This is a genomic window from bacterium SCSIO 12844, assembly GCA_024397935.1.
In the GTDB taxonomy this organism is placed as follows: Bacteria; Pseudomonadota; Gammaproteobacteria; order Francisellales; family Francisellaceae; genus M0027.
Genome location: CP073743.1, coordinates 3,113,790 through 3,137,796, shown reverse-complemented (window position 1 = coordinate 3,137,796; position 24,007 = coordinate 3,113,790). Strand labels below are relative to the sequence as shown.

The 24,007-nt window shown below is 33.6% G+C and carries 20 protein-coding genes and 1 tRNA gene; 17 read left to right on the top strand and 4 right to left on the bottom strand.

Going from position 1 to position 24,007, the window contains the following annotated elements; all coding sequences use genetic code 11:
- Window positions 1-445: 445 nt before the first annotated feature.
- Window positions 446-1,036 carry a TetR family transcriptional regulator gene (locus tag KFE69_13860; GenBank protein UTW42533.1) on the bottom strand — a complete coding sequence of 197 codons (591 nt, stop codon included), beginning with the start codon at window positions 1,034-1,036 and terminating at the stop codon, window positions 446-448.
- Between the two features lie 254 nt (window positions 1,037-1,290).
- On the opposite strand from KFE69_13860, the gene fumC reads away from it, so the two are divergent.
- A complete protein-coding gene (fumC, locus tag KFE69_13855) occupies window positions 1,291-2,694 on the top strand; it encodes a class II fumarate hydratase (GenBank protein UTW42532.1) in 1,404 nt (467 codons plus the stop codon).
- 36 nt (window positions 2,695-2,730) lie between these two features.
- On the top strand, window positions 2,731-3,960 hold the full coding sequence (locus KFE69_13850; GenBank protein UTW42531.1) for an MFS transporter: 1,230 nt from the start codon (window positions 2,731-2,733) through the stop codon (window positions 3,958-3,960).
- A gap of 83 nt (window positions 3,961-4,043) precedes the next feature.
- Here the strand turns inward: KFE69_13850 and KFE69_13845 are convergent, their stop codons facing one another.
- Complete coding sequence (locus KFE69_13845) at window positions 4,044-6,842, bottom strand: hypothetical protein (GenBank protein UTW42530.1); 2,799 nt, start codon at window positions 6,840-6,842, stop codon at window positions 4,044-4,046.
- Window positions 6,843-7,065: 223 nt separating this feature from the next.
- Between KFE69_13845 and KFE69_13840 the strand changes: the two genes are divergently transcribed.
- The 6 genes from KFE69_13840 to KFE69_13815 all read left to right on the top strand — a co-directional run bounded on the left by KFE69_13840 (window position 7,066) and on the right by KFE69_13815 (window position 14,103).
- Window positions 7,066-7,584 carry an outer membrane beta-barrel protein gene (locus KFE69_13840; GenBank protein UTW42529.1) on the top strand — a complete coding sequence of 173 codons (519 nt, stop codon included), beginning with the start codon at window positions 7,066-7,068 and terminating at the stop codon, window positions 7,582-7,584.
- Window positions 7,585-7,681: 97 nt separating this feature from the next.
- Window positions 7,682-10,969, top strand: a complete 3,288-nt coding sequence (gene carB, locus KFE69_13835; GenBank protein ID UTW42528.1) for a carbamoyl-phosphate synthase (glutamine-hydrolyzing) large subunit — start codon at window positions 7,682-7,684, stop codon at window positions 10,967-10,969.
- A 345-nt stretch (window positions 10,970-11,314) separates the two neighbouring features.
- On the top strand, window positions 11,315-11,734 hold the full coding sequence (locus KFE69_13830) for a hypothetical protein (GenBank protein UTW42527.1): 420 nt from the start codon (window positions 11,315-11,317) through the stop codon (window positions 11,732-11,734).
- Between the two features lie 232 nt (window positions 11,735-11,966).
- On the top strand, window positions 11,967-12,782 hold the full coding sequence (locus KFE69_13825; protein ID UTW42526.1) for a hypothetical protein: 816 nt from the start codon (window positions 11,967-11,969) through the stop codon (window positions 12,780-12,782).
- A gap of 81 nt (window positions 12,783-12,863) precedes the next feature.
- Window positions 12,864-13,511, top strand: a complete 648-nt coding sequence (locus tag KFE69_13820; GenBank protein UTW42525.1) for an alpha/beta hydrolase — start codon at window positions 12,864-12,866, stop codon at window positions 13,509-13,511.
- A 148-nt stretch (window positions 13,512-13,659) separates the two neighbouring features.
- A complete protein-coding gene (locus KFE69_13815) occupies window positions 13,660-14,103 on the top strand; it encodes a hypothetical protein (GenBank protein UTW42524.1) in 444 nt (147 codons plus the stop codon).
- A 7-nt stretch (window positions 14,104-14,110) separates the two neighbouring features.
- Here the strand turns inward: KFE69_13815 and KFE69_13810 are convergent, their stop codons facing one another.
- Window positions 14,111-14,470, bottom strand: a complete 360-nt coding sequence (locus KFE69_13810) for a DUF4156 domain-containing protein (protein ID UTW42523.1) — start codon at window positions 14,468-14,470, stop codon at window positions 14,111-14,113.
- 299 nt (window positions 14,471-14,769) lie between these two features.
- Between KFE69_13810 and folE the strand changes: the two genes are divergently transcribed.
- The 6 genes from folE (at window position 14,770) to KFE69_13780 (ending at window position 21,368) form a co-directional block, all read left to right on the top strand.
- Window positions 14,770-15,384, top strand: coding sequence for a GTP cyclohydrolase I FolE (folE, locus tag KFE69_13805; protein UTW44099.1), 615 nt, complete (start codon window positions 14,770-14,772; stop codon window positions 15,382-15,384).
- 272 nt (window positions 15,385-15,656) lie between these two features.
- Window positions 15,657-15,980, top strand: a complete 324-nt coding sequence (gene clpS, locus KFE69_13800; protein UTW42522.1) for an ATP-dependent Clp protease adapter ClpS — start codon at window positions 15,657-15,659, stop codon at window positions 15,978-15,980.
- A gap of 129 nt (window positions 15,981-16,109) precedes the next feature.
- Window positions 16,110-18,344: an ATP-dependent Clp protease ATP-binding subunit ClpA gene (gene clpA / locus KFE69_13795; GenBank protein UTW42521.1), complete on the top strand. Its 2,235-nt coding sequence runs from the start codon at window positions 16,110-16,112 to the stop codon at window positions 18,342-18,344.
- Between the two features lie 53 nt (window positions 18,345-18,397).
- Entirely contained in the window at window positions 18,398-18,877 is a 480-nt protein-coding gene (locus KFE69_13790) for a DUF4870 domain-containing protein (GenBank protein ID UTW44098.1), read from the top strand.
- Window positions 18,878-18,963: 86 nt separating this feature from the next.
- Window positions 18,964-20,313, top strand: coding sequence for a phosphoglucosamine mutase (gene glmM / locus KFE69_13785; protein UTW42520.1), 1,350 nt, complete (start codon window positions 18,964-18,966; stop codon window positions 20,311-20,313).
- 122 nt (window positions 20,314-20,435) lie between these two features.
- Entirely contained in the window at window positions 20,436-21,368 is a 933-nt protein-coding gene (locus KFE69_13780; protein ID UTW42519.1) for a hypothetical protein, read from the top strand.
- A 53-nt stretch (window positions 21,369-21,421) separates the two neighbouring features.
- Here the strand turns inward: KFE69_13780 and KFE69_13775 are convergent, their stop codons facing one another.
- Window positions 21,422-22,378, bottom strand: a complete 957-nt coding sequence (locus KFE69_13775) for a hypothetical protein (GenBank protein ID UTW42518.1) — start codon at window positions 22,376-22,378, stop codon at window positions 21,422-21,424.
- A gap of 275 nt (window positions 22,379-22,653) precedes the next feature.
- On the opposite strand from KFE69_13775, the gene tpiA reads away from it, so the two are divergent.
- The 3 genes from tpiA (at window position 22,654) to KFE69_13760 (ending at window position 23,931) form a co-directional block, all read left to right on the top strand.
- On the top strand, window positions 22,654-23,397 hold the full coding sequence (gene tpiA, locus KFE69_13770) for a triose-phosphate isomerase (protein ID UTW42517.1): 744 nt from the start codon (window positions 22,654-22,656) through the stop codon (window positions 23,395-23,397).
- Window positions 23,398-23,402: 5 nt separating this feature from the next.
- Entirely contained in the window at window positions 23,403-23,795 is a 393-nt protein-coding gene (gene secG / locus KFE69_13765; GenBank protein ID UTW42516.1) for a preprotein translocase subunit SecG, read from the top strand.
- 49 nt (window positions 23,796-23,844) lie between these two features.
- Window positions 23,845-23,931, top strand: a tRNA-Leu gene (locus KFE69_13760).
- The last annotated feature ends 76 nt before the right edge of the window (window positions 23,932-24,007 follow it).

Genomic DNA, 24,007 nt, shown 5'->3' with positions numbered 1-24,007 from the left:
AAAAAATAAGATTTATTTTATAACTAATTGTGATGCAATGCAAAAATAATTTTAAAAATTAATATTTATTACCTTGTATAAGATAATAAATCAATATTTAATGTTTATTTTATATTGAAATCTTATTTTATTTGTAATTGTTGTGATAATGGGTGTTTATAGTTGCTGTATTTGCAATATGATTGATGTAGTCCGTTACTTGTTAAACGATACTGCAAATATTTCTAAAAATCATTAAAAAATATTCAAATTTTTAGAAATAATGTATTTTTTATGCTCAAATGATCAATATATGCGCTGACAGTTAAAAAAATTAGCATGAAACAAATGTTTGTAAGTTATTTTTTTATAAAGATTTATTCAAAAAATTTTGCATAAGCGAATAAAATATCAATTTGAAAAAATATAAGTTTTATAATATGAAATATACAATAATCAAAGATAATTATTTAAGAAATAGCTGATTTAATTGATCAAAGATAATATCAATAGCTTGAGTGTCATTTTTTATATTTAAGTCATTGAATAGCTTTTCTTTTGATGTTACTAAAAGTAATAAATAACCACTTAGGCCTAAATGTTTAGTAATCAATTCATACTCAGATAAATGTCCATATGTTTGTTTAAATAAATCATAGCTTTGCTTTGCTAGCTCATCGATGGCTTTAAAGATAATATCATAGGCTTTAGTGGGTGTGAGTTTTTCACGTAAATATAGATTAAAAATGATTGAAGCCCTTGGATCAAGATAGGTTGCAATTCTTTGTTTTAGATAAGCATTTAAGCGTTCATTTGCATCAGGGTAGTCCTTTTCATTAAAGGCTTCTATTTTCTCTAAAAGATAACGTACTAAGTCTTTTGCACAAGCAACATAAAGTTCATCTTTACTGCCAAAATAATATGAAATAGAAGCGATATTTAAATCAGATGCCTTGGCAATTTGGCGAACTGAAACGCTATCAAAACCGTATTTAGCAAATAGATCGGATGCTACTTCTATTAGATGATTGGCAGCATTTCTCATTTTTAATGGCATAACGTATAAGACCTTTTAAAGTGCAAAATAGTATTTATATTATTAATCAAGGCAATCCTATCTGAGAGCGCTATTAAAATCAAGCAATGGCTAAGTTATTTCAATTAAGGTATTCCTAAAATTTACCGGTTTGTAAAAAAGATTTTTTACACTTTTTAACTAATTTATATTTATAAACTTAATGGGCAACTCTATTATTTGATAGATAAAATATTTATTTAGGATGAATTTTACATTGGTGAAGGAGTAGATGGATGACTAAAAAAGTAAAGTTGCGTACAGAGTCGGATAGCATTGGTCAAATACAAGTAGATCAATCGAAATATTGGGGTGCACAGACTGAGCGCTCATTACATCATTTTTCAATTGGTCGTGATCATATGCCAAAAGAGATGATTGTGGCTATGGGCATAATAAAAAAGGCATCAGCAATCGTTAACTGTCAATTAGGGTTATTAAGCAAAAAAAATCAAAACTTAATACTTAAAGCAGCTGATGAAGTGATTGATGGGAAGCTTGATGAGCATTTTCCTTTATATGTTTGGATGACAGGCTCTGGTACACAATTTAATATGAATGTGAATGAGGTTATTGCAAATAAAGCCATCGAGTTAGCGGGTGGTGTATTAGGTTCAAAAGCGCCCATTCATCCCAATGATCATGTTAATATGTCACAATCATCAAATGATACTTTCCCAACGGGTATGTGTATTGCTTCTGTTTTAGCAGTTAAACATAAGCTTTTATCAGCATTAAAAAAAATGCGTTCAAGCTTGAATAAAAAGGCAAAAAGTTGGCAAAATATTGTTAAAATCGGCAGAACACATATGCAGGATGCAGTTCCTTTAACGTTAGGGCAAGAATTTTCAGGCTATGTAGCCATGTTAGATGATAATATTAATCGAATTAACTGGGCATTAGGTGATGTGTACCAATTAACATTAGGCGGTACAGCGGTTGGTACAGGCATTAATACACATAAAGATTTTGCCAAAAAAGTTGCCAAAGAAATTGCTCAAATAACCAAATTACCTTTTGTCAGTGCAAAAAATAAATTTGCAACGCAAGGGGCACATGATGCACTTATTATGCTTCAAGCAACATTAAAAACGCTTGCTTGTTCATTATATAAAATTGCTAATGATATTCGTCTTTTAAGTTGTGGGCCAAGAGCTGGTTTTTATGAAATCATTATTCCCTCAAATGAGCCGGGTTCATCGATTATGCCAGGTAAAGTTAATCCAACTCAGTGTGAGGCTTTATCGATGGTTGCTGCACAGGTATTAGGTTATGATGTGGCAACAAGCTTTGCCGGCGCTGGTGGGATATTAGAGATGAATGTCTATAAACCAATGATGATTTTTAATATCTTACAATCGATTAACACGCTTGCAGATAGTATGGTTAATTTTAGCGATTTTTGTATTGATGGTATGAAGCCAAATAAGAAAAAAATTAAGCATTATGTAGAGAGTTCATTAATGCTTGTCACTGCATTAGCACCAACCATTGGTTATGATAATGCATCGAAATTAGCTCATTATGCTTATGAAAAGGATATGTCATTAAAAGAGGCAAATGAAGCGCTTAAATTTATTAGTAGTGATCAATTTGATCAATTAATTGATCCACTAGCAATGTGTCATATCGATCGTTGATAAGACAATAAACTATTTTTAAAAAGAGTTATATTTATGCAAAAAGATAATCCAATTAAAATCTCTATTTTAGCCGGAACAGGCGGGATGTTAGAGTTTTATGACTTTATTTTATATATACTTTTTTCACAACAAATTGCCAATGTATTTTTTGTTGATATCAAAAATGATTATATTAAAAATTTAATTTTAATTGCTGTTTATTCAGTCGCTTATATTGCAAGGCCTATTGGTGGCTTTATCGTTGGTTGGTTAGGAGATAATATCGGTCGAAAGAAAAGTTTTTCATTTACGATTCTATTGATGGGAGCTTGTGTTTTCTTAATGGGTATTATGCCAACCTATCATCAAATTGGTGTTACAGCACCGATTTTATTTGTGATATTGCGTATCATCCAAGGGTTTGCATTAGGTGGTGAATTACCAGGGGCAATTGTATTTGTTTATGAGTCAGTCACACGCCGTGGCTTAGCTTTAGGTGTTATGTTTGCTATGGTATTTATCGGTTTTTTACTCGGTGATATTATGAGCATCATTTTAAGGCTAATATTTGGTGAATATGCCTGGCGGGCAGCATTTATCAGTGGCTCTTTAGTTGCATTTGTTGGTTATTATATTCGCTCTAAATTGCATGAAACAGCCCTTTTTAAAGCCTTGGAGAAAAAAACAAAATTTCCCCTTCTAACACTAATAACGAAAGAATCCATGATGCAGATAGGTGCTATTTTTGCTGTGGTGATTGTTGCTTTTAATGGTGTAATGGTCTCACTTTATGTGCCTAAATATTTAGAGAGTAATTTTCATTATAGTTATAGCTTTAGTCAATTTGTTATTATTACGAGTGCGGTGATTAATATTTGTGTTATTTTTATCTCAAGTCTTTTAACTGATTATCTTGACTATAAACGCTTATATCAGGTTGTCTCTTTTATATTAGTGATATTTAGCTTCCCACTGTTTTATTGTATTGCCTCTGGAAATAATGGGTTATTTTTTGTTGGTATGCTTTTAATTGCCATGATTCCATCGGTTACAACCGGGATTTTTATGCGTATTTTGTGTGATGCTTTCTCAACCTCTGTACGTTATTCAGGTGTGGCTATTGGTTATAATTTAGCTTTTGCATTAGTCGGTGGCTTTGCACCGATTGCATCTGAAGTTATGATTAATCAAATCAATGTTGTTGCAGGCCCTGCAATTGTTGGTGTCATTTGTGGTTTGATTGGTTTTATCTCAATTTTTATGTTAAAAAAGACCAATGTTTAATGGTTTTTAAAGGCATAAAAAAAGGCACCTATTTTTAGATAAAATAAGCGCCTTTTAGGGGGAGGGGTAACTTTTTACTATGATTAAATTGATGGTAAAATAACAGTTTTCTTATCAATGTTAATATTTTTACATAAACTACCACTACAATTAGTGAGCGTTAATGGTTTATCTTTATTGTTTGTCTTATTAAGCGTGAAAGATAAACTTGGATTTATGATTTTTACATCACAAGGTGCTTTACCATTAAAATGCACGGGTATAGGTGAGTTTTGTTTAATATTTATAGATTTACTTAAATCACAGACAAAACCTTTTGTATTCCAGCCGCCGCCAGTATTAATATAAAAATCTGTTGGTGTAGGCGGTGGTGTAGGCTTACCTAGGTAGCACACATTGTAGTACATTTTTTGCCCTTTGTTGTTGAAACCATGCTGCATTCTCTGGATATGGTAGCCTTGAGGGCATAGTGGTGAGGATAGATTGACATAGTTAACTTTGCCATTTGGGTCGTAATGTGTTTGTAACAGCATAAATTGTTTGAAGTCACTCGAACATGCCTTGCCTTGATCGGTAGAACAAGAGAATGATTCGATATCTTCTTTTTTGATTTCGCAATCAGATTGGTCGGTATTACTACATACAGGCATGGTTAATACTTTAAATTTATATATTCTGTGATGGATAGTTGATGTGCCATTATCAATTGTTTTATAAGCATCAGTAATTGTTACCCATTCTGGTCTTTGTTTACTAGGTAATTCAGGGAAAGGCCCAAATTTAGCACCTGCATGTATGGGTGATAGAAATTTCATCATTCTATTTGTGGGACAGGTTTTACCGGGTAGAGGTTCGGTGGAACAAGCACCATAAGCATCCCATGTAGCCCCTGACACTACTTTATTTTTATCTTTTGGGGTTATCCATGGATACTTTTGATAGGGCGTTCCTCCAGAAACATTAATCGCTTGATGTTTATTATATGGGAATTTATTGACAAGGCCTAAACTACCACCAACACTAATAATAATACCGTCACCAAGTTCTTGCATGTTACCTGATGCGTCATCAATAGAAAAAGAATAGGCATTCATGCCAAGATATTCTTGATCATGAATCAAATGAACATATGGATTAAACATCATATTGCCTGCTTTTGAATACTCTAAAGCTACATATTTATTATGAATATCAAAATAAGTTTTTGTACATTTAATTGGGTTAGATGAGTCAGGATCTTCTGCAGAAGGCGTTTTACATAGTGCATTTGCTCCAACATCTTTTTGACCATTAGGCGTTTTACAGTCATCGTTAAAAGGTACAAAACCATAAATACGTTCAAGCATAATATGTGGTGTATCTGTTATCCGGTGTTGACCGTTTTTCATGGTACATAAAGCATTGTTTTTATATTGCGTATAGTTAGCTTTAAAGAAATCATACACTCGTTGAAGGTTATTTTTACCATCGATATTAGGATAAGGGCACTGACCTGTAGGTTGTTTATGATCTGGTAATAAGGTATTGAAGTGTCCACTAGGCACACATAGTGCCCATAATTTATAAATATTTTGAATACTTGCCCCTTTTGGACTAAGGACACCATTTGGATCTTCTTGATGGGTATTTAAGGCAAGTGCATTATAAGTACCAGGTAATTTTAATCTTTGGCCTGGCGTAGGTAGAAGAAAATGAGGCCATCCTTCACCAATTGAACTTGATTTTAGAAAGTTAGTAATTGCTTGATCAAAGTCATTTTTAATCGTACCAATATAGCCAATATATGGATTATTAAGAGGTTCCATTGCAACAGGCAGATAAACATGATCTACATAGGATATATCATAGTCTACATTTCCATAAAATAATTGATATGGATTTTGGCTTGTAATTGCATCGGCTAATGAAAATTCTAATAATTGTTCTCTATTATTATCACGCAATGCAGCTTTACTTTTCCATACTTGGCTTGTAAGGCAGTTAGAGCCATCTTGAGATAATACACATAAAGATTGGGACTTTGGTGTTATTGGGTTTTCATGTATTGTTGGGTCTTGATTAGGGTGAGGCTGTACATCATATAGTTTAACTCTAGCACCGTTCCACCAGTCAATATATTTATCTACTGTATTAGCTTGGTTATCTTCATTAGTTAGAGCTGAATAAAATGGAATACGAATTTTTATCGATTGTCCAGGTGGTATACCATTTAAATAGACGCGATATACAAATTTATGTGCGTATGTTTTATTTGATGTTTTAGGATTATTAACCTTGAAGTATGCTTGTAACCATTCATCAGCATCATTAGTTGGCGTTGCAATAACAGGATAAATAGTGGTATTTGAGAAGCTGTTATATATTTCAACTATTTTGGTTGGTGGGCTAATCGGTACCCAAGGCTTGTGAGCTGGTTTTAATGGTGTCCATGGTTTATGAGCTGGCTTTAATGGTTTCCAAGGTGTTTGATCGATTATAGTAACGGTTTCTTTCTTTTTAATAACACCGTCTATCAGTACATCGATGATATGCCTACCACTTTTATTTGGTGTATGGCAACTAAAGGTTGTAGTTTCGCCAACAGAAATAGGCTGGCTTAGCGGATTACATACAATACGATTCGATGTGTTTTCATCATTTAAACTAACAGCATGATCATATTGGCTATTTAGACCAATTGATAGATTATCTGGAATTAAAGAAACCCCCATTTTTACATCGATATTTTCAGATAGACTACTACTAATTGTATCCGATACAGTATAGCTTGCAGGTTGATTATGACTGTTACTATTATCACCGCCAGAGCCATCGCTAAAGCAGGCTGATAGGATTAAAGTACTCGATAAAATACTAAAAAGCTTAGTATAGTGAAAATTCATAAGTGCATTCCCCTTTATTATTTAAATATTGTTTTTTTTAGCCTGTTAATCCTAATGATTTAGATAAAAGATAAATACCGTGATTTTACGGTTAAATGCACATTAATTAGTTTAATATTGGTTTTTAGTGATAAGTTTTCTGTTAAAAATGTAGCTTTGCTTTTTATTTTGCTATAAATTATCAGCTGAATTCTTAAATACAAAAAAGGGGTAGCATACCACTATGAAAAAAATATTACAGTTAGGCTTATTAGTCAGTTTAAGTATCAACTATGCCTATGCAAATCAGACAAATGAAGTTACACAAACACAAACTAAGCGTGTTGGGTTTTTCTTAGCACCAGCAGCTGGTGCTATGTTTAGTAATGGTACAGGTTATCATGATTCACCTGAATTTACTTTTAGCTTTGGTTATTCTTTTAGCCCATACTTTTCATTAAAAGCAGGCAGTATTTTATTTTATGCAAGAAGTGATGATGGTAATACAAGCAAATTAGGCAGTTATTTGCGAGCTGATGCTATATTTTCTCTACCAACTAAAACGAAATTAACACCTTATCTATTAGTTGGGGCTGGTAATCTTAAACTTGAAGGTTCTGAATTTGCACCTAATGTTGGTTTGGGATTTGCCTATGGTATTTCAAAAAATTATGCCTTAACCTTAAATTATCGAGCGATTATCCCTACAAAAACAGATGGTATGATTAATATTGTTGATATTGGCTTTATTCACTATTTTTAGTCATTACTATGATAATAGTAGAGAATAAAAGAGAAAACTTGAGTTTCATTTCAAACCGTTTACAATATCCTAAATCAACTTAACCTTAATGATTAAGATGCAATACTCAGATATCTCTACAAATGATCCAGCAAAAAATAATCAAGCAATTGTTTTAGAAAAAGAAAACCTAAAAAAAAGCGCTTCAAGTCTTATCAATATTAAAAAAGTTTTATTACTTGGCTCAGGAGGTATTCGCATATCTCAGGCAGGTGAGTTTGACTATTCAGGCTCTCAAGCGATTAAAGCTTTGAAAGAAGAAGGTATTGAAGTTGTTCTGGTTAATCCTAATATTGCCACTATTCAAACGGATCCAGAAATGGCCGATAAGGTTTATTTTGAGCCATTAGATTTAATGCATGTAACGCAAATAATCGAAAAAGAAAATCCAGATGCTATTTTACTTGGTTTTGGTGGGCAAACTGCATTAAATCTAGGTTTAAAACTAGAAGAAAAAGGTATATTAGCATTACACAATGTTCAAGTATTAGGCTCTAGTGTTAAAACAATTAGAGAAGCTGAAGATCGAGGCCTTTTTAAACAAAGATTAGATGAAATTGGCATTAAAACAGCTAAAAGTTTTGTGGCAACTTCAGTTGATGAGGCATTGAAATCTGCTAAAGAAATTGGCTATCCTTTGATGATGCGCTCTGGATTTTCATTAGGCGGTATGGGGTCAGGTGTGGTTTATGATGAAAAGAGTTTAAAAAAGCGTACTCAAGAAGCATTAACTGGCGCACCTCAAATCTTAATTGAAGAGTGTTTATTAGGCTGGAGTGAGTTTGAATATGAAATCGTTAGAGATAAAGAAGGTAATGTTCTAACGGTTTGTAATATGGAAAACTTTGATCCAATGGGTATTCATACCGGTGAGAGTATTGTTGTATCACCGTCACAGAGCTTAACCAATGAGGAGTATCATCGCCTAAGAAAAATTGCCATTGATGTTGCGAATCATTTTGAGATTATTGGTGAGTGTAATATTCAATATGCTTTTAACTTAAAAACTTCTGATTATCGAGTTATTGAAATCAATCCAAGGTTATCAAGATCTTCAGCTCTAGCGTCAAAAGCAACCGGCTATCCATTGGCGTTTATTGCCGCTAAATTAGCACTAGGTTATAAATTATATGAAATTAAAAACCAGGTGACGAAAAAAACCTGTGCATTTTTTGAACCAGCGCTTGATTATATTGTTGTAAAAATACCACGTTGGGATACGCATAAACTTAAAAAGGCTGAGCGTTATATTGGGACAGAGATGAAATCTGTTGGAGAAGTGATGGCCATTGGCCGTTCGTTTCCTGAAGCTTTGCAAAAAGCTGTTGGTATGTTAAATATAGGTGCGCAAGATTTATCAGATTATCCGCATCAAATACCGAATCTTGAAGCAGAAATTGAACGTGCTACTGATCGACGATTATTTGCATTATATCGATATTTTGTTTTAGGTGGTGATATACAAAAAGCCTATGAATTGTCAGGCATTGATCTTTGGTTTTTAAACCATGTGCAGACAATTGCTAAGATGGAAAATCAATTAAAATCATCTCAAACATTAACAAAAGAATTACTTAAAGAAGCTAAAAAATTAGGTTTTTCAGATAAATCGATTGCTCGCTTTAAAGAGATGAAGCCAGAAGCACTACGTGCTTGGCGAATTGCACAAGGGATTACCCCTTATGTCAAACAAATTGATACCTTAGCTGGTGAGTTTGAAGCAGAAACAAACTACCTATATATGACTTATCATGCCAGCGAACATGATTTATTACCTTCTGAGAAAAAAGCAACATTAATTCTAGGTTCTGGCCCTTATAGTATTGGCTCTTCTGTAGAGTTTGATTGGTGTGGTGTGACAACAGCACATACCCTAAAAGCATTAGGCGAATCTGCGATTATTATCAATTCAAATCCGGAGACTGTATCAACTGACTATGATGAATCAGATCGTTTGTATTTTGAACAATTAACCATTGAACGAGTACAAGATATTGCTGATTTTGAAAATTTAAAAGGTATTATCGTGTCAGTCGGTGGCCAGATTGCAAATAATTTAGTGATGCCTTTAAAATCAGCTGACTATCCAATTTTAGGAACGGCACCAAAAGATATTAACCGTGCAGAAAATAGAGCTATTTTTTCATCACTTTTAAATGAATTAAAAATTGATCAGCCGAGATGGCAAAGTGTCGCTTCTTTAGCCAGTGCAAAGGAATTTTCAGATGAGGTAGGTTACCCAATTTTAGTTAGACCGTCTTATGTTCTATCTGGGGCTGCCATGAATGTGATTGCTTCAGAAAATGAGCTTGAAAAATATCTAAAAGAAGCAACAGCAGTTTCTCCAGATCATCCGGTTGTTATCTCTGAATTTATTGAAAATGCCAAAGAGCTTGAAATGGATGGTGTCGCAGAAAATGGTGAAATTGTTATCTATGCAATCTCTGAGCATGTTGAAAATGCGGGTGTTCATAGTGGTGATGCAACAATTGTACTACCACCACAGCGCCTTTATCTAGAGACGATTAGGCGTTGTAAGCGCATTACACGCAAGATTGTTAAAGCACTGAATATTTCAGGTCCATTTAATATTCAATTTATCGCTAAGGAAAATCACTTAAAAGTGATTGAGTGTAATTTACGTGCATCACGTTCATTCCCATTTGTTTCAAAAGTAACTGGTCATAACTTTATTGATATTGCAACGAAAGTAGTCATGGGGCAATACAAACCGCAACGCTATAATACGATTGACCTTGACTATGTGGGTGTTAAATCATCGCAATTTTCTTATAATCGCTTAAAAGGTGCGAATCCAGTTGCCCATGTTGAGATGTCATCAACTGGTGAAGTTGCCTGTATTGGTGAAGATTTATTAGAAGCATTTTATAAGTCATGGCAGGCAACGGATTTAAGTATTAAACGTAAGCATATTTTCTTAGCCATTGGTGGTGATCGAAAATCAAGGCTATTAAAGGAAGTCCAGGCATTATTAACAGCTGGTTGGACATTGTATACAACAGAAGGTACGCATCGTTATTTAGCAGATCATGGTATAGAGTCAGAATGTGTATACAAAATATCAGAAGGAAAAGAGCCATCCGTTGAGACGTTAATTAGTAATCGTGATGTTGATTTGATTATTAATATCCCAAGACGTCTAAGGCATACGGAAGAGTCAAATATTACTGATGGCTTTAAGATTCGTCGTTTAGCAGTTGATCATCATATTCCATTAGTTACAAATCTACAAAATGCTAAGTTACTGTTACAGTCGATTGTTGAGTTATTTGATAAGCCTGTTGTGGTAAAATCTTGGGATCAATATATGGATAAATCACGATAGAATTATCCATTCTAAGTCGGATCCAGTCGCTGCTGAACAATTATTAGAAAAGCTAAAAGCATCTAATTCTGAGAAAGCTAAGTGATTGCTTAAATAAACTGAAATTTCTATTGTTAATTCTAGTGACCTACACGAAGTGAAGCCATTGATTTTATCTGATAATATCGAAGCTATAAATAAGGCGACAGATGACAAAGAGATGATTAATCGTTATCAAATTGAACAAATTAAGCAAGAATTATTAGGATTTTTTAAGAACAAGTAGATATCATAAGTTTGAAATATATTAAAAATAATATAATATTATCTATAGGTTTAAATTATCTTCATAAAGAGAGATTTGATGTGAAATACTTTAAAATAATAAGTTTAATTATCATTGTTATGATTGGCTTTTATCCGCCTTTACAAGCAAAAACTTCAACAACAGAGCAGTTTAGGTGTCCTAATGGACATACTGTTAAGTTAGGAGATAGCGTTAGTACAGTTGTTAAAGCTTGTGAGAGTAAAAAAACTGATCAAAAAGGTTATTTAGTTGCAAGGCCTTCTGTAATTCGTTGGAATAAAATGACCACACAGGTTACTTACAATAAGGATAATCAGCCGGTTAAAACAGAAAAAATCAAAGAAAATCATGCCATTGTTATGATTCATGATCAAGATGGTAAAAATGTGATGGCATTTCAGTTTCTAAATGATCAACTTGTGAGTATGATTCCTGGCGATAAACTACCACAGAAAAATAAAGTACTACAGCCAAAGTAAAGTGAAATTTAAACTATCTGGTTTTTAATCTAAATATTTTACAAACTTAATATAATATATTGTTAAGTATCATATGATTGATAGGACAATTGAAAAAAAGGTCAAACGATTCGACCTTTAGTTTACTCGTACAAATTCACAGATTAGACTGCAAGTATATCACAACATTAGATGAATATAATAAAATTTGGGGGGAATAACGGTGATTGTGGGGCGGGTTATAACAATAGCTATGTTGATGCTATGGATTCCTTATACATTATATGCAGGTGAGCAGGAATATACATTTACAATAAAAAATGATACGAACATGGTATTAAATTTTGTTGGTTATCATATTGATAAAGGTAGTATTACTGATAAGAATAATAATATTAAAGATATTCAGCCTAATAGCTCCGAACAAATAGAGGTTTGGGGTGATAAGATGGTATCATGGAGCGGAAAAACAGAAGCAGAAGGTTATGTAGAATTTAAAAATACATCTGATGGCTGGGATTTAGATCTTCGTGTTGACTATTATGCTGATAATAAAACAGGTGGAAATCGTGACAAAAATATCACTTATGGTCAAATTGTAGAGATTAATCCGCAATACCAAAACTATTTGAAAGTATCACCTACTAATGACAGCAATCAAGATAATAGCGTAGTAACAATTACACAATCGACACAGCCAATTGCCTATAAACTAAATGATATTGGTTTAGGGAAGATGACTATAAAAGTCTGCGGTAGAGATGGAAAAGTTAACTCTGATGGCACAGTTTATATTGCCTGTCCAATTGATGACTATGGAAAAATGGATACGGTAATGAATGTCTATTTTACAAATACAAGCAAATCATGTTCAATACATTTAGATGTTAATGGTAATGTTGATGATATTTACTGTGACCAAAATGCCATTGGTTATAATCTCAATGATAATAAACATATCATTTCATTTTTATGCCAACAGACCGAGCCAGGTTCTGGGCAATGCCCTTGGGCAATACCCGCCAATAATTCAAATTCGAAAATGGCTCCGGCATCAATCTATGGGTAGCTTAAAGCCATTTATTAATATTGAGTTTCTTAATAAAATCGCTACACTAGCGATTAATAGTGAATTATTAAGATATTCGATATGCAACAAAAAGATAAAGAAACGTATTTAATTGATGGTGCAGTAGGCAAGTTGGAAGTTGCGCTGGATAGCCCAAATGAGATTAAAGATGATCAATTAGCGGTTGTAATCTGTCATCCGCATCCACTGTATCAAGGTACAATGGAGAATAAGGTTGTAACAACGATTTCTCGTAGCTTTAATCAGTTAGGTATATTAAGTGTGCGCTTTAATTATCGAGGTGTGGGTCAAAGTGAGGGGGAATATGCTGATGGTATTGGTGAAGTCGATGATTTAGTTGCCGTGGTTGAATGGTTAAGAGGGCAGAATAAGGCTCAAAAGATTATTTTAGCAGGCTTTTCATTTGGTGGGTCAGTTGCTTATAAAGGTGCAAGTCGTATTGATAATGTAGTTCACCTATTAGCGATCGCTCCATCAGTTATTCATTTTGATTTAAAAGAAGCACAAGAACCTTATGTACCATTTTTGGTGATTCTAAGTAAAGATGATGAAGTTGTGTCTGCAAGTGATACATTAGATTGGCTAACAAAAGAGTTTAATCAAGCTTTTTCGTTGATTAGTTTAATGGCTGCTGGACATTTTTTCCATGGTCGTTTAGTTGAGTTAAAAAATGAAATTATCAATCATTATTCATTACGGCTTGGTTAATCATATGATTCATCGGATATTTTAATATTTCTATTGATTATATTTGTTTATAGTTTAGCATCAATTTTATAATAACTATTTGTGCATGAATAGAATTTTAAACTAAAATTCTAATTATAAAGTGATACGTTTATTTAAGGATATCTTCATGAATATGCCAAGAAGGCCTAAATCATTAACCAATGCAATTAAGATTTTAGCGGTTTGGTTAGTTATCGTCTTTGTGATTGAAATGATTCAATTATTTGTTCATGGTGTGCCTCAAGTGGCCAATTTCGGTGCTGAAAAAGAGACCTTAACGGTACAGTTTTATATATTAATTTTAATTATTGTATTGGCCGTTCAATATTTATTTTTATTAGGATTATGGTGGGCTCAAAACTGGGTTAGAATGCTTTATCTTATTTTATTTGCTATTGGATTTTTAGGCTTTTTATATTCTTTAGCCTGGCGTCCAGCACTCGATCAAGGGCAGATGTTTTCATTAATTATCACGACGATTAGTTGGATACTAAATTTTTATTTGATTATAAAACTATTTAATAAATCAGCATCTTTATGGTTTAAGTCAACAAAGTTAGAGAAAAAATAATATGTTTTTATGACGTTTGTTTTGACTTAGGTTGTTTAGGTTTTGCTTTAGGTTGAATAGTTGAAGTACTACAATGATAGCCAATACCTGTGATTAATACATCACCATAAAATGGAATCCCTAAAAAAGTGCTTTGATGTGATTTTTGTTTGATAAGTTCAATATAGTTGATACGCATGTCCATTGCACGGTTACGAACCGTATTATAAGCGCCAATGGTTAAATCTTCATTTGAAGTAAAAAGATTTCTAAGCATAAAGCCCTCTTCTGATACAATTGGGCCAACATATTGGCATTGTTTTTTTATGGGGGGTGTATTTGCAACTTTAATAGACTCTGCATTTTGTTCTAAGGCCCTAGGTGGCATAAATGTACAGCTCGTTAAATATAGCGTTAAAGGGATGATTGTAAGTATTGATTTAAGCATAGCATATTAACATTGTTGATAGTGGATATAGTTAAAATTAGCATAGGATGATTATTTTGTGAAATATCATCGTTTGTACTGATTACATTAATCACGATAATTTGATTAAATAAAATACAGTGAAGTGACACATTTTACTTTAAGTTTGGATTTCAGCTGGTATACTTTAGACTTCAATTGAATTCCAAATAGGTAAATAGATGAGTTTTGATGCGATAAAAGATGCTGATGTTGAGATAATGGATACTTTAGATATCACGATAAATCAATCAAATAGAGAAGCTACGATAAAAAGACCAACAAAAGAACAAGCAGAAGCTGCGGTTAAAACTTTGTTATCTTTTATAGGGGAAGATATTAATCGGGAGGGCTTACTTGATACACCGAAGCGTGTGGTAAAAGCTTATCAAGAATATTTCTCAGGTTATAATCAAGACCCTAAAGGAGTCTTAGCGCGTACATTTGAAGAAACATCAAATTATGATGATATCGTATTATTAAAGAATATGCGCCTAGAATCACATTGTGAGCATCATATGGCACCAATGATAGGGATTGCACATGTTGCTTATTTACCTAATAGCCGAGTTGTTGGTATTAGTAAAATTGCTCGTGTTGTTGATATTTATGCAAAACGCTTACAAACTCAGGAAGTACTCACAGAGCAAATTGCTTCAGTAATTTATGAAGAATTAGAAGCCAAAGGGGTTGCAGTTATTATTGATGCTAAGCACCAGTGTATGACAACACGCGGTGTTCATAAGAGCCAAACAAGTACAGTAACAAAGAGTTTAAAAGGTGTTTTTAAAGATCATGCTCATTTACGTGAGGAATTATATCGTTTAATTTCTTGAAATATAATTAAATTTACTAATTAAATCTATGCTTATTATTGCGATAGCACAAAAAAATAATAAGCATATAAATATAAAAAAAATTTGAAAATCATCTGCTTAATAGTTTATTAGTCTAGGGTGTCAATTATTATTTATCCATTAATTTGCTGATAAATTTGCATTTTTGGTTATTTTTTGATCTAATTCTATTAATCTTTTTTAAAGATAGATGTTTAACGTTTGGTTTTGTATAGAGATGGAAACTGACAGATAAAGAGGCTAGACTAACAATGGTAGTAGAAGAAATGATCCGCGACTGCCCGAAGGTTGCATTAGAAGTTGTTAAGCAATCAGATGCGAAGTTAACACCTATGTATAGTGTTGTTATGTTAAATGATGACTATACACCGATGGAATTTGTAGTTTCTCTTTTAGAGACAGTATTTCATCTAAATGAAAAGCAAGCAACAAAAGTAATGCTTCAAGCACATTATGATGGCAAAGCACTTTGTGGTGTTTATCCGCGTGATATTGCTGAAACAAAGGTGACTCAAGCTGTTGATGTAGCAAGAAAATGTGGTCATCCATTATTATGTGTGACACAAGCAAGTTAATAAAGTATAGAGGCTTTATGCTGAGACAAAAGTAATGAGCTTGTTTACTGCGTTGATAATTCGTATCAAGTAGGGTTAGAATAGGGTTATCAGCTAAATTAAGCAATTACTAAGAGGAAGCTTAAGTCTATGTTAAGTAAGGAACTAGAACAGACTTTAAACCTTGCGTTTAAAGAAGCCAGAGAACGTCGCTATGAATATTTAACAGTAGAGCATTTGCTCTATGCATTATTAGTCGATGTATCAACAAAAAAAGTTTTAACTGCTTGTGGTGCTAATCTTGATCGTCTAAGAGGTGAATTATCTCGTTTTATTGATGAGACAACACCTAAAATTCCAGAAAGTGAAGAGAAAGATACGCAGCCTACTTTAGGGTTTCAGCGCGTATTACAGCGTGCGGTATTTCATGTTCAATCATCTGGTAAAACAGAAGTTAATGGTGCAAATGTATTAGTTGCTATTTTTAGTGAACAAGATTCACAAGCTGTCCATTTTCTCAAACAAGAAGGTGTTACACGCCTTGATGTTGTCAATTATATCTCTCATGGTGTTACAAAAAGCCATCAGAGCAAATCTCAAGAAGAACCAATTGCTGATAGTGATGCGTCAAAAGAGCCATCGCCATTAGAGTTATATTCTGTCAATTTAAATGAACGTGCGCGTCAAGGAAAGATTGATCCACTGATTGGTCGAGAAGATGAGTTAGAGCGTGTCGTTCAGGTTTTATGTAGAAGACGTAAAAATAATCCCTTACTTGTTGGTGAAGCAGGTGTTGGAAAAACAGCCATTGCAGAAGGTTTGGCGAAGAAAATTGTTGAAGAAGATGTGCCCGATGTGATTAAAGATGGTATTATCTATGCGCTTGATCTAGGAGCACTATTAGCTGGTACAAAATATCGAGGTGATTTTGAGAAGCGTTTTAAAGCAGTACTAAAACAATTACAAGAAGAACCAGGCGCTATTTTATTTATTGATGAAATTCATACCATTATTGGTGCTGGTGCAGCCTCAGGTGGTGTCATGGATGCATCAAACTTAATTAAGCCATTATTAGCTAGCGGTGAATTACGCTGTGCAGGTTCTACAACTTATCATGAATATCGAAGCATTTTTGAAAAAGATCATGCATTGGCGAGACGTTTTCAAAAAGTAGATATTGAAGAGCCATCAATTGATCAGACTTATCAAATTTTAAAGGGGCTAAAACCCTATTTTGAAAAGCATCATAATATTAAATATACCTTACCTGCCTTAAAAGCGGCATCTGAACTATCTGCTAAACATATTACAGAGCGTTTCTTACCGGATAAGGCCATTGATGTAATCGATGAAGTGGGTGCATTTCAAAGAACCATGCCACAGAAGAAACGTAAAAAGGTAATCTCTGTACCTGATGTAGAGAATATGATTGCTAAAATGGCGCGCGTACCAACGAAAAGTGTTTCAACTTCTGATAAAGAATCACTGAATAATTTAGAGCGTGATCTTAAAATGTTGGTTTATGGTCAAGATAGCGCAATTGAAGCTTTAGTCTCAACAATTAAACTAGCACGCGCTGGCTTAAGAGATCCAAATAAGCCATGGGGTTCATTTTTATTTGCAGGGCCAACAGGTGTTGGTAAGACAGAAGTAACACAACAATTAGCACATTTAATGGGTATTGAACTATTACGTTTTGATATGTCTGAATATATGGAGCGTCATACTGTTTCAAGGTTGATTGGCTCACCGCCTGGCTATGTTGGTTATGAAGAAGGTGGTTTATTAACAGATCAAGTCATGAAGCATCCTTATTCAGTTATTTTATTAGATGAAATTGAAAAAGCACATCCGGATGTATTTAATCTATTATTGCAGGTAATGGATAATGGTACTTTAACCGATAATAATGGCCGAAAAGCTGATTTTCGTCATGTGGTATTAATTATGACAACGAATGCTGGTGCTCAAGAAGCATCAAGAAACTCAGTTGGTTTTGCAGAGCAAGATAATTCAACGGATAGCTTAGAAGTCATTAAACGTGTTTTTACGCCAGAATTTCGTAATCGCTTAGATGCAATCATTCAATTTAGAGCATTGACAATTGATGATGTTAAATGTGTGGTTGATAAGTTTATTGCACAACTTCAAGGGCAACTAGATCATCGAGGTGTTTCATTAGAGATTACAGATAATGTCAAAGCGTGGCTAGCCTTAAGAGGCTATGATGAAAAAATGGGTGCACGCCCAATGTCACGACTAATTCAAGAAAAAATTAAAAAGCCATTGGCTGAAGAGATATTATTTGGTCGATTAATCTCAGGTGGTCGTGTGCGCTTGGTTGAAAAACAAGATGAGCTTGAACTAGATTTTACGAGTGAATAGTAAAGACAATTAAAGTTGCGTTTGTAAAACTAATTTAGGGAGTCACATAAGCAATGATCGCTGATGAGATAAAAAAGCTCAATGAACTGAAAGAAGCAGGCATTCTGACAGAGGATGAGTTTAACCAAGCAAAAAAAAAACTACTAGGCCAAGCTAATTTAAAAACCAATGTCTCTGGTGAGTTATTTGGACTGAATGAAAATATTTGGCTTACCTTAATGAATCTATCTATTTTAGCAGGTTTTGTTGTGCCGATATTAGGTCTGGTGCTGCCTTTTGTATTATGGCTTTTATCTAAAGAACATTCACAAAAAGCAGATCAAATGGGCCGTAATTTAGTTAACTGGATTGCAAGTTTTATTATCTATTTTGTGCTGTGTATTATTCTAATGGCAATTTTTATTGGTTGGTTGCTTTTAATTGCTTTAGTTGCACTCACAGTGATCTTTGTGATTATTGGTGCAATTAAAGCAGCAAATGGTGAAATCTGGCCATATCCTTTATCTATTCCTTTCTTAAAAATTGAATCTTAAAATAAATAGGTTTACCTTTAAGCGTAAAATTCGTTATCCTTAGGCTTTTATTTTTAAGTAATTAATATAGGAGTGCTCTTTAAGTTATGAGCAGAAAATTATTTGGTACTGATGGAATCAGGGGCTATATTGGGCGTTACCCAATTACACCAGAAGTTGCATTGCATTTAGGTTGGGCTGTTGGTAATGTGTTATGTAAAAATAAAAAAAAGGCCAAAGTTGTTATTGGTAAAGATACAAGGCGCTCTTGTTATTTATTAGAGTCTGCACTGTCTGCTGGTCTGACAGCAAGTGGTGTTGATGTGTATTTATTAGGACCAATGCCGACGCCAGCAGTTGCCTATCTAACGCGTACTTTTCATGCTGCTGCAGGTATTGTAATTAGCGCATCTCATAATCCACATCATGATAATGGTATTAAGTTTTTCTCAGAAGATGGCTTTAAATTGGATGATGACCTTGAACTTGAAATAGAGGCGTTATTAGAAAAGCCACTAGAGTGTGTTGTGCCAGAAGAGATAGGTGCGATTGATCGTATTGATGATGCGCCAGGGCGTTATATTGAGTTCTGTAAAGCATCAATTCCAAATTCAATAATGCTAAAGGGTGTAAAAATTGTATTAGATTGTGCTAATGGTGCAGCTTATCATGTAGCGCCAAGTGTCTTTAGAGAATTAGGTGCACAGGTGATTGTCATTGCAGATACACCCAATGGCTTGAATATTAATGATCATTGTGGTGCTGTTTATCCTCAAGCAATGATTGAACGTGTACTTAAAGAAAAAGCAGATATTGGTATTGCATTAGATGGTGATGCGGATCGTTTGATTTTATCAGATAGTCAAGGTCGTTTAATCGATGGTGATGAAGTAATTTATTTATTGGCCATACAAGCAAAAAAATCCAATCAATTGCAAGGTGGCGTTGTGGGTACTGTCATGAGTAACTTTGCATTAGAATTAGCACTGAAAAGAGCGGGTGTAAATTTTGAGCGTGCTAAAGTTGGTGATCGTTATGTAATTGAAAAATTAAGAGAAAAAAAATGGCGATTAGGGGGAGAGGCTTCAGGACATGTTATTTGTTTAGATGCCAATACCACAGGTGATGGTATTATTGCAGCGCTACAGGTGTTAGCTGTGATGATAACTGAGAAAAAATCACTCAAAGATTTATTGGCCGATTTTGATAAAATGCCACAATGTATGATCAATGTCCCACTAAATAAGCCGTTGAGTCAAAATGATTGGGAAAGCATTGAAAGTGAAGTTGCAGTAGTAGAGAGTAAACTTGATAGTCACGGTCGAGTTGTCCTTCGCCCATCAGGTACTGAGCCTGTTCTACGAGTCATGGTTGAGGCAGAAGATGAACAGCTAGCGACAGAGCATGCCCAACACTTAAGTGCTATAGTTGAAAAATTGTCTAATAGTAGTATTTAGTCTAAATTATTTTTTAATAATAATATAATTAACCATCAAAAAATTTTTAATTGCCATTATCGATTATTTATTTTATATTAAATAATCAGACATATAAAGTGTAAGATAAAAGGATATTTAAAATGCTTAGAGCAGGAATAAAATTCATATCAAAGCCAAGTATTAGACGTTTTTCTTCAACCGCAGTGAATGTACTATCAAAGACAATGGAGCAGCTAAAGCAAGAAAGCCAGCAAAAAGGTTTAGATAAGCAGCCAGAGATTGAGCGGTTAGCTCAGTTTAGAAATCAAATGCAACAGCTAACCGATTCAATGGTTCAGTTAAATCAAACTTTAACGAACAAGAGCCAACCTGTTTTAACTATGTCACAATTTCAGTCAAATATTGAATCCTTAAATTTATTTGCTAGAAATAACCCTGATTTAAGTGAACGAATAAAAGCAAATATGCAGAATCTTTTAGTCGGCATAAATTCAGTCTATGTAGAGAATATAAATAATCATTATTTTGATCAAAATGTTCAAGCTATACAGGAAGTAGCTTGGCGTATTAATGCAATTATTTATGAGGTTGAGCCTAGCCGCCATCAAGAGGCTGTACTAACATCCTATGGCGAACAATTAAGAGAAAAATTAGGTGCAGAAGCATTTCTAAAAGCAATGCAGCTAATCAATAATCAATTAATTGAGGAATCTTCTTATGAACCGATGACAAGGGGGACCTTAGATCATTCGATGGCCTTTGATTTGCCAATCTATCTAAATCCAGAGCAAACCTATGTAGTTGAAAAAGAAGCTTGTATCTCTGATCCAGGTGTTTATGATACTTCATTTTTTTGTAAAGAAGCTCAGTTAGCTTTTTTTAATCAATTAGTGAATGATGATAAACTGTCAGATTTAACAGTTCACCAATTAGATAACTTTAGAAGGTATATTGAAGCTAGAGATGAAGTATTGGTTGATCCGAAGCATATTACAGAGACTTCTAAGCCTCAGGCCTTATTTTATGCACAAAATAAAGTGGATAATTATCAGAATAGTGAATTTGTTCTTTAGCATTATCTTTTAAAGAATAGAAAATAGATAAATCATCCCTGATTAATATAAGCCTATGGATTATTATTAGGTGTTGAGGATGGAGTATTTTGTTGTTGGTTTGATTGCTGTGCATTATAAAATAACGTCTGAGAATCTTCTAGTTGATTAACTGGCACCATTACTTCAGCTTGGCGTTCAATATAACGAATAAGGTTATTGTCAATTTGATCTTTGGTGAAACTATTCAGGATGCCATCTTTTTGTAACTGATCAACAAGTTTAAGCTGATGTTCTTTACAATAAATCAAATCTTGAGGATTAGTATCAGATTTTCTAACTTCTCTTTCAACTCCAAATGCTCTGGATGGATTCTTCCAGGCTGTATTAAAAGAGCCTGGTAATGAATCATATTGTGAATCAGTAGTCGATCTATATATTGTTGCTTGAGTTGCTATATTGTTATCAAGTAGTTGTATAGCTTTACTAAAATCATTCCCCATCTTTTGCTTAACTTGTTCTCCATATTGTGTTAATTGAGTTTGCTCATCTTTATCTCCTTTTTTAAAAATAAGGGCTTCTTCCATAGCGCCAAGAAGTTGTTTAGTTATATTATCTTTTTTGTGTGGTTCTTTTTGACGAGTATCAACAGTATCGCCAAGCCAAATATTATTCATGCGAGTAAAACGTTCATTTATTGCAGATTCTAGGTAAGGCTTTAATTTAGCTTCTGTATCTGCGAGTAACTGAAATTTTGCAAACGATTCTTTTATTTGAGCAGTAGTTAATAGACCAGGTTCATTTTTGCCAACTATATCTCGGTTAAAAGTAACATTAACTTCAGTTTCTTGTAGTATTGTGCTAAAAGTTAAGTCAAGCTTTTTTAATGCGTTTTGATCTGGATTGCCAGCAGCTACATAATTTTGACGAGCTTCATTAAGTGCATTTAAAGCGATAAAACTATGACGAACACCTCCACTTGATCCTATTTTGTTTAAAAATTGATTTGCCATTTCTCTTGCTATAAACATAATTTCAACCCCTTAGTATCATTGTTAGTTGTTTATATTATCAATTTGTATATTAAATATACTATATTGAATATACTACATAATTTGAATTAAATGCAAATAAAATCGATTTTTTTATATCAAAAATACTTAAATGATAATTTATTATTTGATTTTAATGATAAAAATAATACAAAAATATTTTATGCGAATATTATAAATAAGATGGTTTCAAGTCTAAGTTTAAGTTAAAATCCATTTATCAAGTAAAATGAGTAGTTAATTTGGGAGCAAAAATGTGTAAACCATTGGTAATGGGTAATTGGAAATCCTATGGTAGCCTTGCTTTTGCAAAGAATTTATGTGAATCGATTCAAAATATTAATACAGAGAAAGTTGATGTGATCTTATTTGTGCCGTACCCTTATTTAAATTTTGTCTCAACAATACTAGATGCTAAAGGTATTGGCTATGGTGCGCAGAATGTGAGTGCTTATTCTGAAGGTGCTTATACGGGTGAAGTGCACAGTCAAATGTTGGCAGATTTAGGTATAAATCATGTGCTTATTGGTCATTCTGAGCGCAGAAGTTTATTTGCAGAAGATAATCTCACTGTGTCAAAAAAAGTCAAATTAGCGCTAGATGCAGGCTTATCAGTTGTTTTATGTGTTGGAGAGAGTAAAGATCAAAGAGAAAGTAATCAGCAAACTGAAATTGTTAAAATACAGCTACAAAGTGTATTAAGAGATATAAAAGATGATCAATTGCAACGATTAACGATTGCCTATGAACCAGTGTGGGCAATTGGTACTGGCTTAGCTGCAACGGCTAATGATGTTTTAGAAATGCATCGTTTTATTCGCCAAACATTGCAAAATCACAATCAGAAACTTGCTAAAATGATAAGAATCGTTTATGGTGGCAGCGTAAAACCTCAAAATGCTTCTGAGTTATTTCAGTTAGAGAATGTTGATGGTGGTTTAATTGGTGGTGCATCATTAGATGCAGATATGTTTGTAAAAATTGTAAATATGGCATAGATACAATGATAGAATTGGTGCTTATACTACATATTATTATCGCAATTGCAATTATTGCTTTGGTCTTACTTCAGCATGGTAAAGGTGCAGATATGGGTGCATCGTTTGGTAGCGGAAGTTCTACAACAGTTTTTGGTTCAAAAGGGGCTGCTCCATTTTTATTAAAATTAACTGGTTTATTAGCTGCTTTATTTTTTATTACAGCATTAACATTAGGGCATTTAAGCTCGTTAAAAGCTCAAGAATCTCTGCAGTTGCCAGTAACGCAAACAACAACAAAGCCTGTAGCAGCTAAAGATAAAACTGAGGTTAATCAGTTGTTGGATCATTCTAGTAGCAGTAATAATTTAATTGAACAGATTCAAAAGCAGAGCTCTTCATCATCTGAAGATAAATAATAAGCGTAATATTTTAAAAGCTAAGTAGTGTCGCATCTATAAAACTATTGCCGAAGTGGTGGAATTGGTAGACACGCTATCTTGAGGGGGTAGTGGGCGTATGTCCGTGCGGGTTCAAGTCCCGCCTTCGGCACCAAATTGGCTAATCTTGTTGAAGATATGATTTTAAGCTAAAGTTTGAGTGGAAATTTAAGCTTATCATTATATAATGT

What these genes read in the sequence shown, in the direction of transcription:
- KFE69_13860 (UTW42533.1), bottom strand. Translation starts at nt 1,036, where the DNA reads ATGCCATTAAAAATGAGAAATGCTGCCAATCATCTAATAGAAGTAGCA.
- fumC (UTW42532.1), top strand. Translation starts at nt 1,291, where the DNA reads ATGACTAAAAAAGTAAAGTTGCGTACAGAGTCGGATAGCATTGGTCAA.
- KFE69_13850 (UTW42531.1), top strand. Translation starts at nt 2,731, where the DNA reads ATGCAAAAAGATAATCCAATTAAAATCTCTATTTTAGCCGGAACAGGC.
- KFE69_13845 (UTW42530.1), bottom strand. Translation starts at nt 6,842, where the DNA reads ATGAATTTTCACTATACTAAGCTTTTTAGTATTTTATCGAGTACTTTA.
- KFE69_13840 (UTW42529.1), top strand. Translation starts at nt 7,066, where the DNA reads ATGAAAAAAATATTACAGTTAGGCTTATTAGTCAGTTTAAGTATCAAC.
- carB (UTW42528.1), top strand. Translation starts at nt 7,682, where the DNA reads ATGCAATACTCAGATATCTCTACAAATGATCCAGCAAAAAATAATCAA.
- KFE69_13825 (UTW42526.1), top strand. Translation starts at nt 11,967, where the DNA reads ATGTTGATGCTATGGATTCCTTATACATTATATGCAGGTGAGCAGGAA.
- KFE69_13820 (UTW42525.1), top strand. Translation starts at nt 12,864, where the DNA reads ATGCAACAAAAAGATAAAGAAACGTATTTAATTGATGGTGCAGTAGGC.
- KFE69_13815 (UTW42524.1), top strand. Translation starts at nt 13,660, where the DNA reads ATGAATATGCCAAGAAGGCCTAAATCATTAACCAATGCAATTAAGATT.
- KFE69_13810 (UTW42523.1), bottom strand. Translation starts at nt 14,470, where the DNA reads ATGCCACCTAGGGCCTTAGAACAAAATGCAGAGTCTATTAAAGTTGCA.
- folE (UTW44099.1), top strand. Translation starts at nt 14,770, where the DNA reads ATGGATACTTTAGATATCACGATAAATCAATCAAATAGAGAAGCTACG.
- clpS (UTW42522.1), top strand. Translation starts at nt 15,657, where the DNA reads ATGGTAGTAGAAGAAATGATCCGCGACTGCCCGAAGGTTGCATTAGAA.
- clpA (UTW42521.1), top strand. Translation starts at nt 16,110, where the DNA reads ATGTTAAGTAAGGAACTAGAACAGACTTTAAACCTTGCGTTTAAAGAA.
- KFE69_13790 (UTW44098.1), top strand. Translation starts at nt 18,398, where the DNA reads ATGATCGCTGATGAGATAAAAAAGCTCAATGAACTGAAAGAAGCAGGC.
- glmM (UTW42520.1), top strand. Translation starts at nt 18,964, where the DNA reads ATGAGCAGAAAATTATTTGGTACTGATGGAATCAGGGGCTATATTGGG.
- KFE69_13780 (UTW42519.1), top strand. Translation starts at nt 20,436, where the DNA reads ATGCTTAGAGCAGGAATAAAATTCATATCAAAGCCAAGTATTAGACGT.
- KFE69_13775 (UTW42518.1), bottom strand. Translation starts at nt 22,378, where the DNA reads ATGTTTATAGCAAGAGAAATGGCAAATCAATTTTTAAACAAAATAGGA.
- tpiA (UTW42517.1), top strand. Translation starts at nt 22,654, where the DNA reads ATGTGTAAACCATTGGTAATGGGTAATTGGAAATCCTATGGTAGCCTT.
- secG (UTW42516.1), top strand. Translation starts at nt 23,403, where the DNA reads ATGATAGAATTGGTGCTTATACTACATATTATTATCGCAATTGCAATT.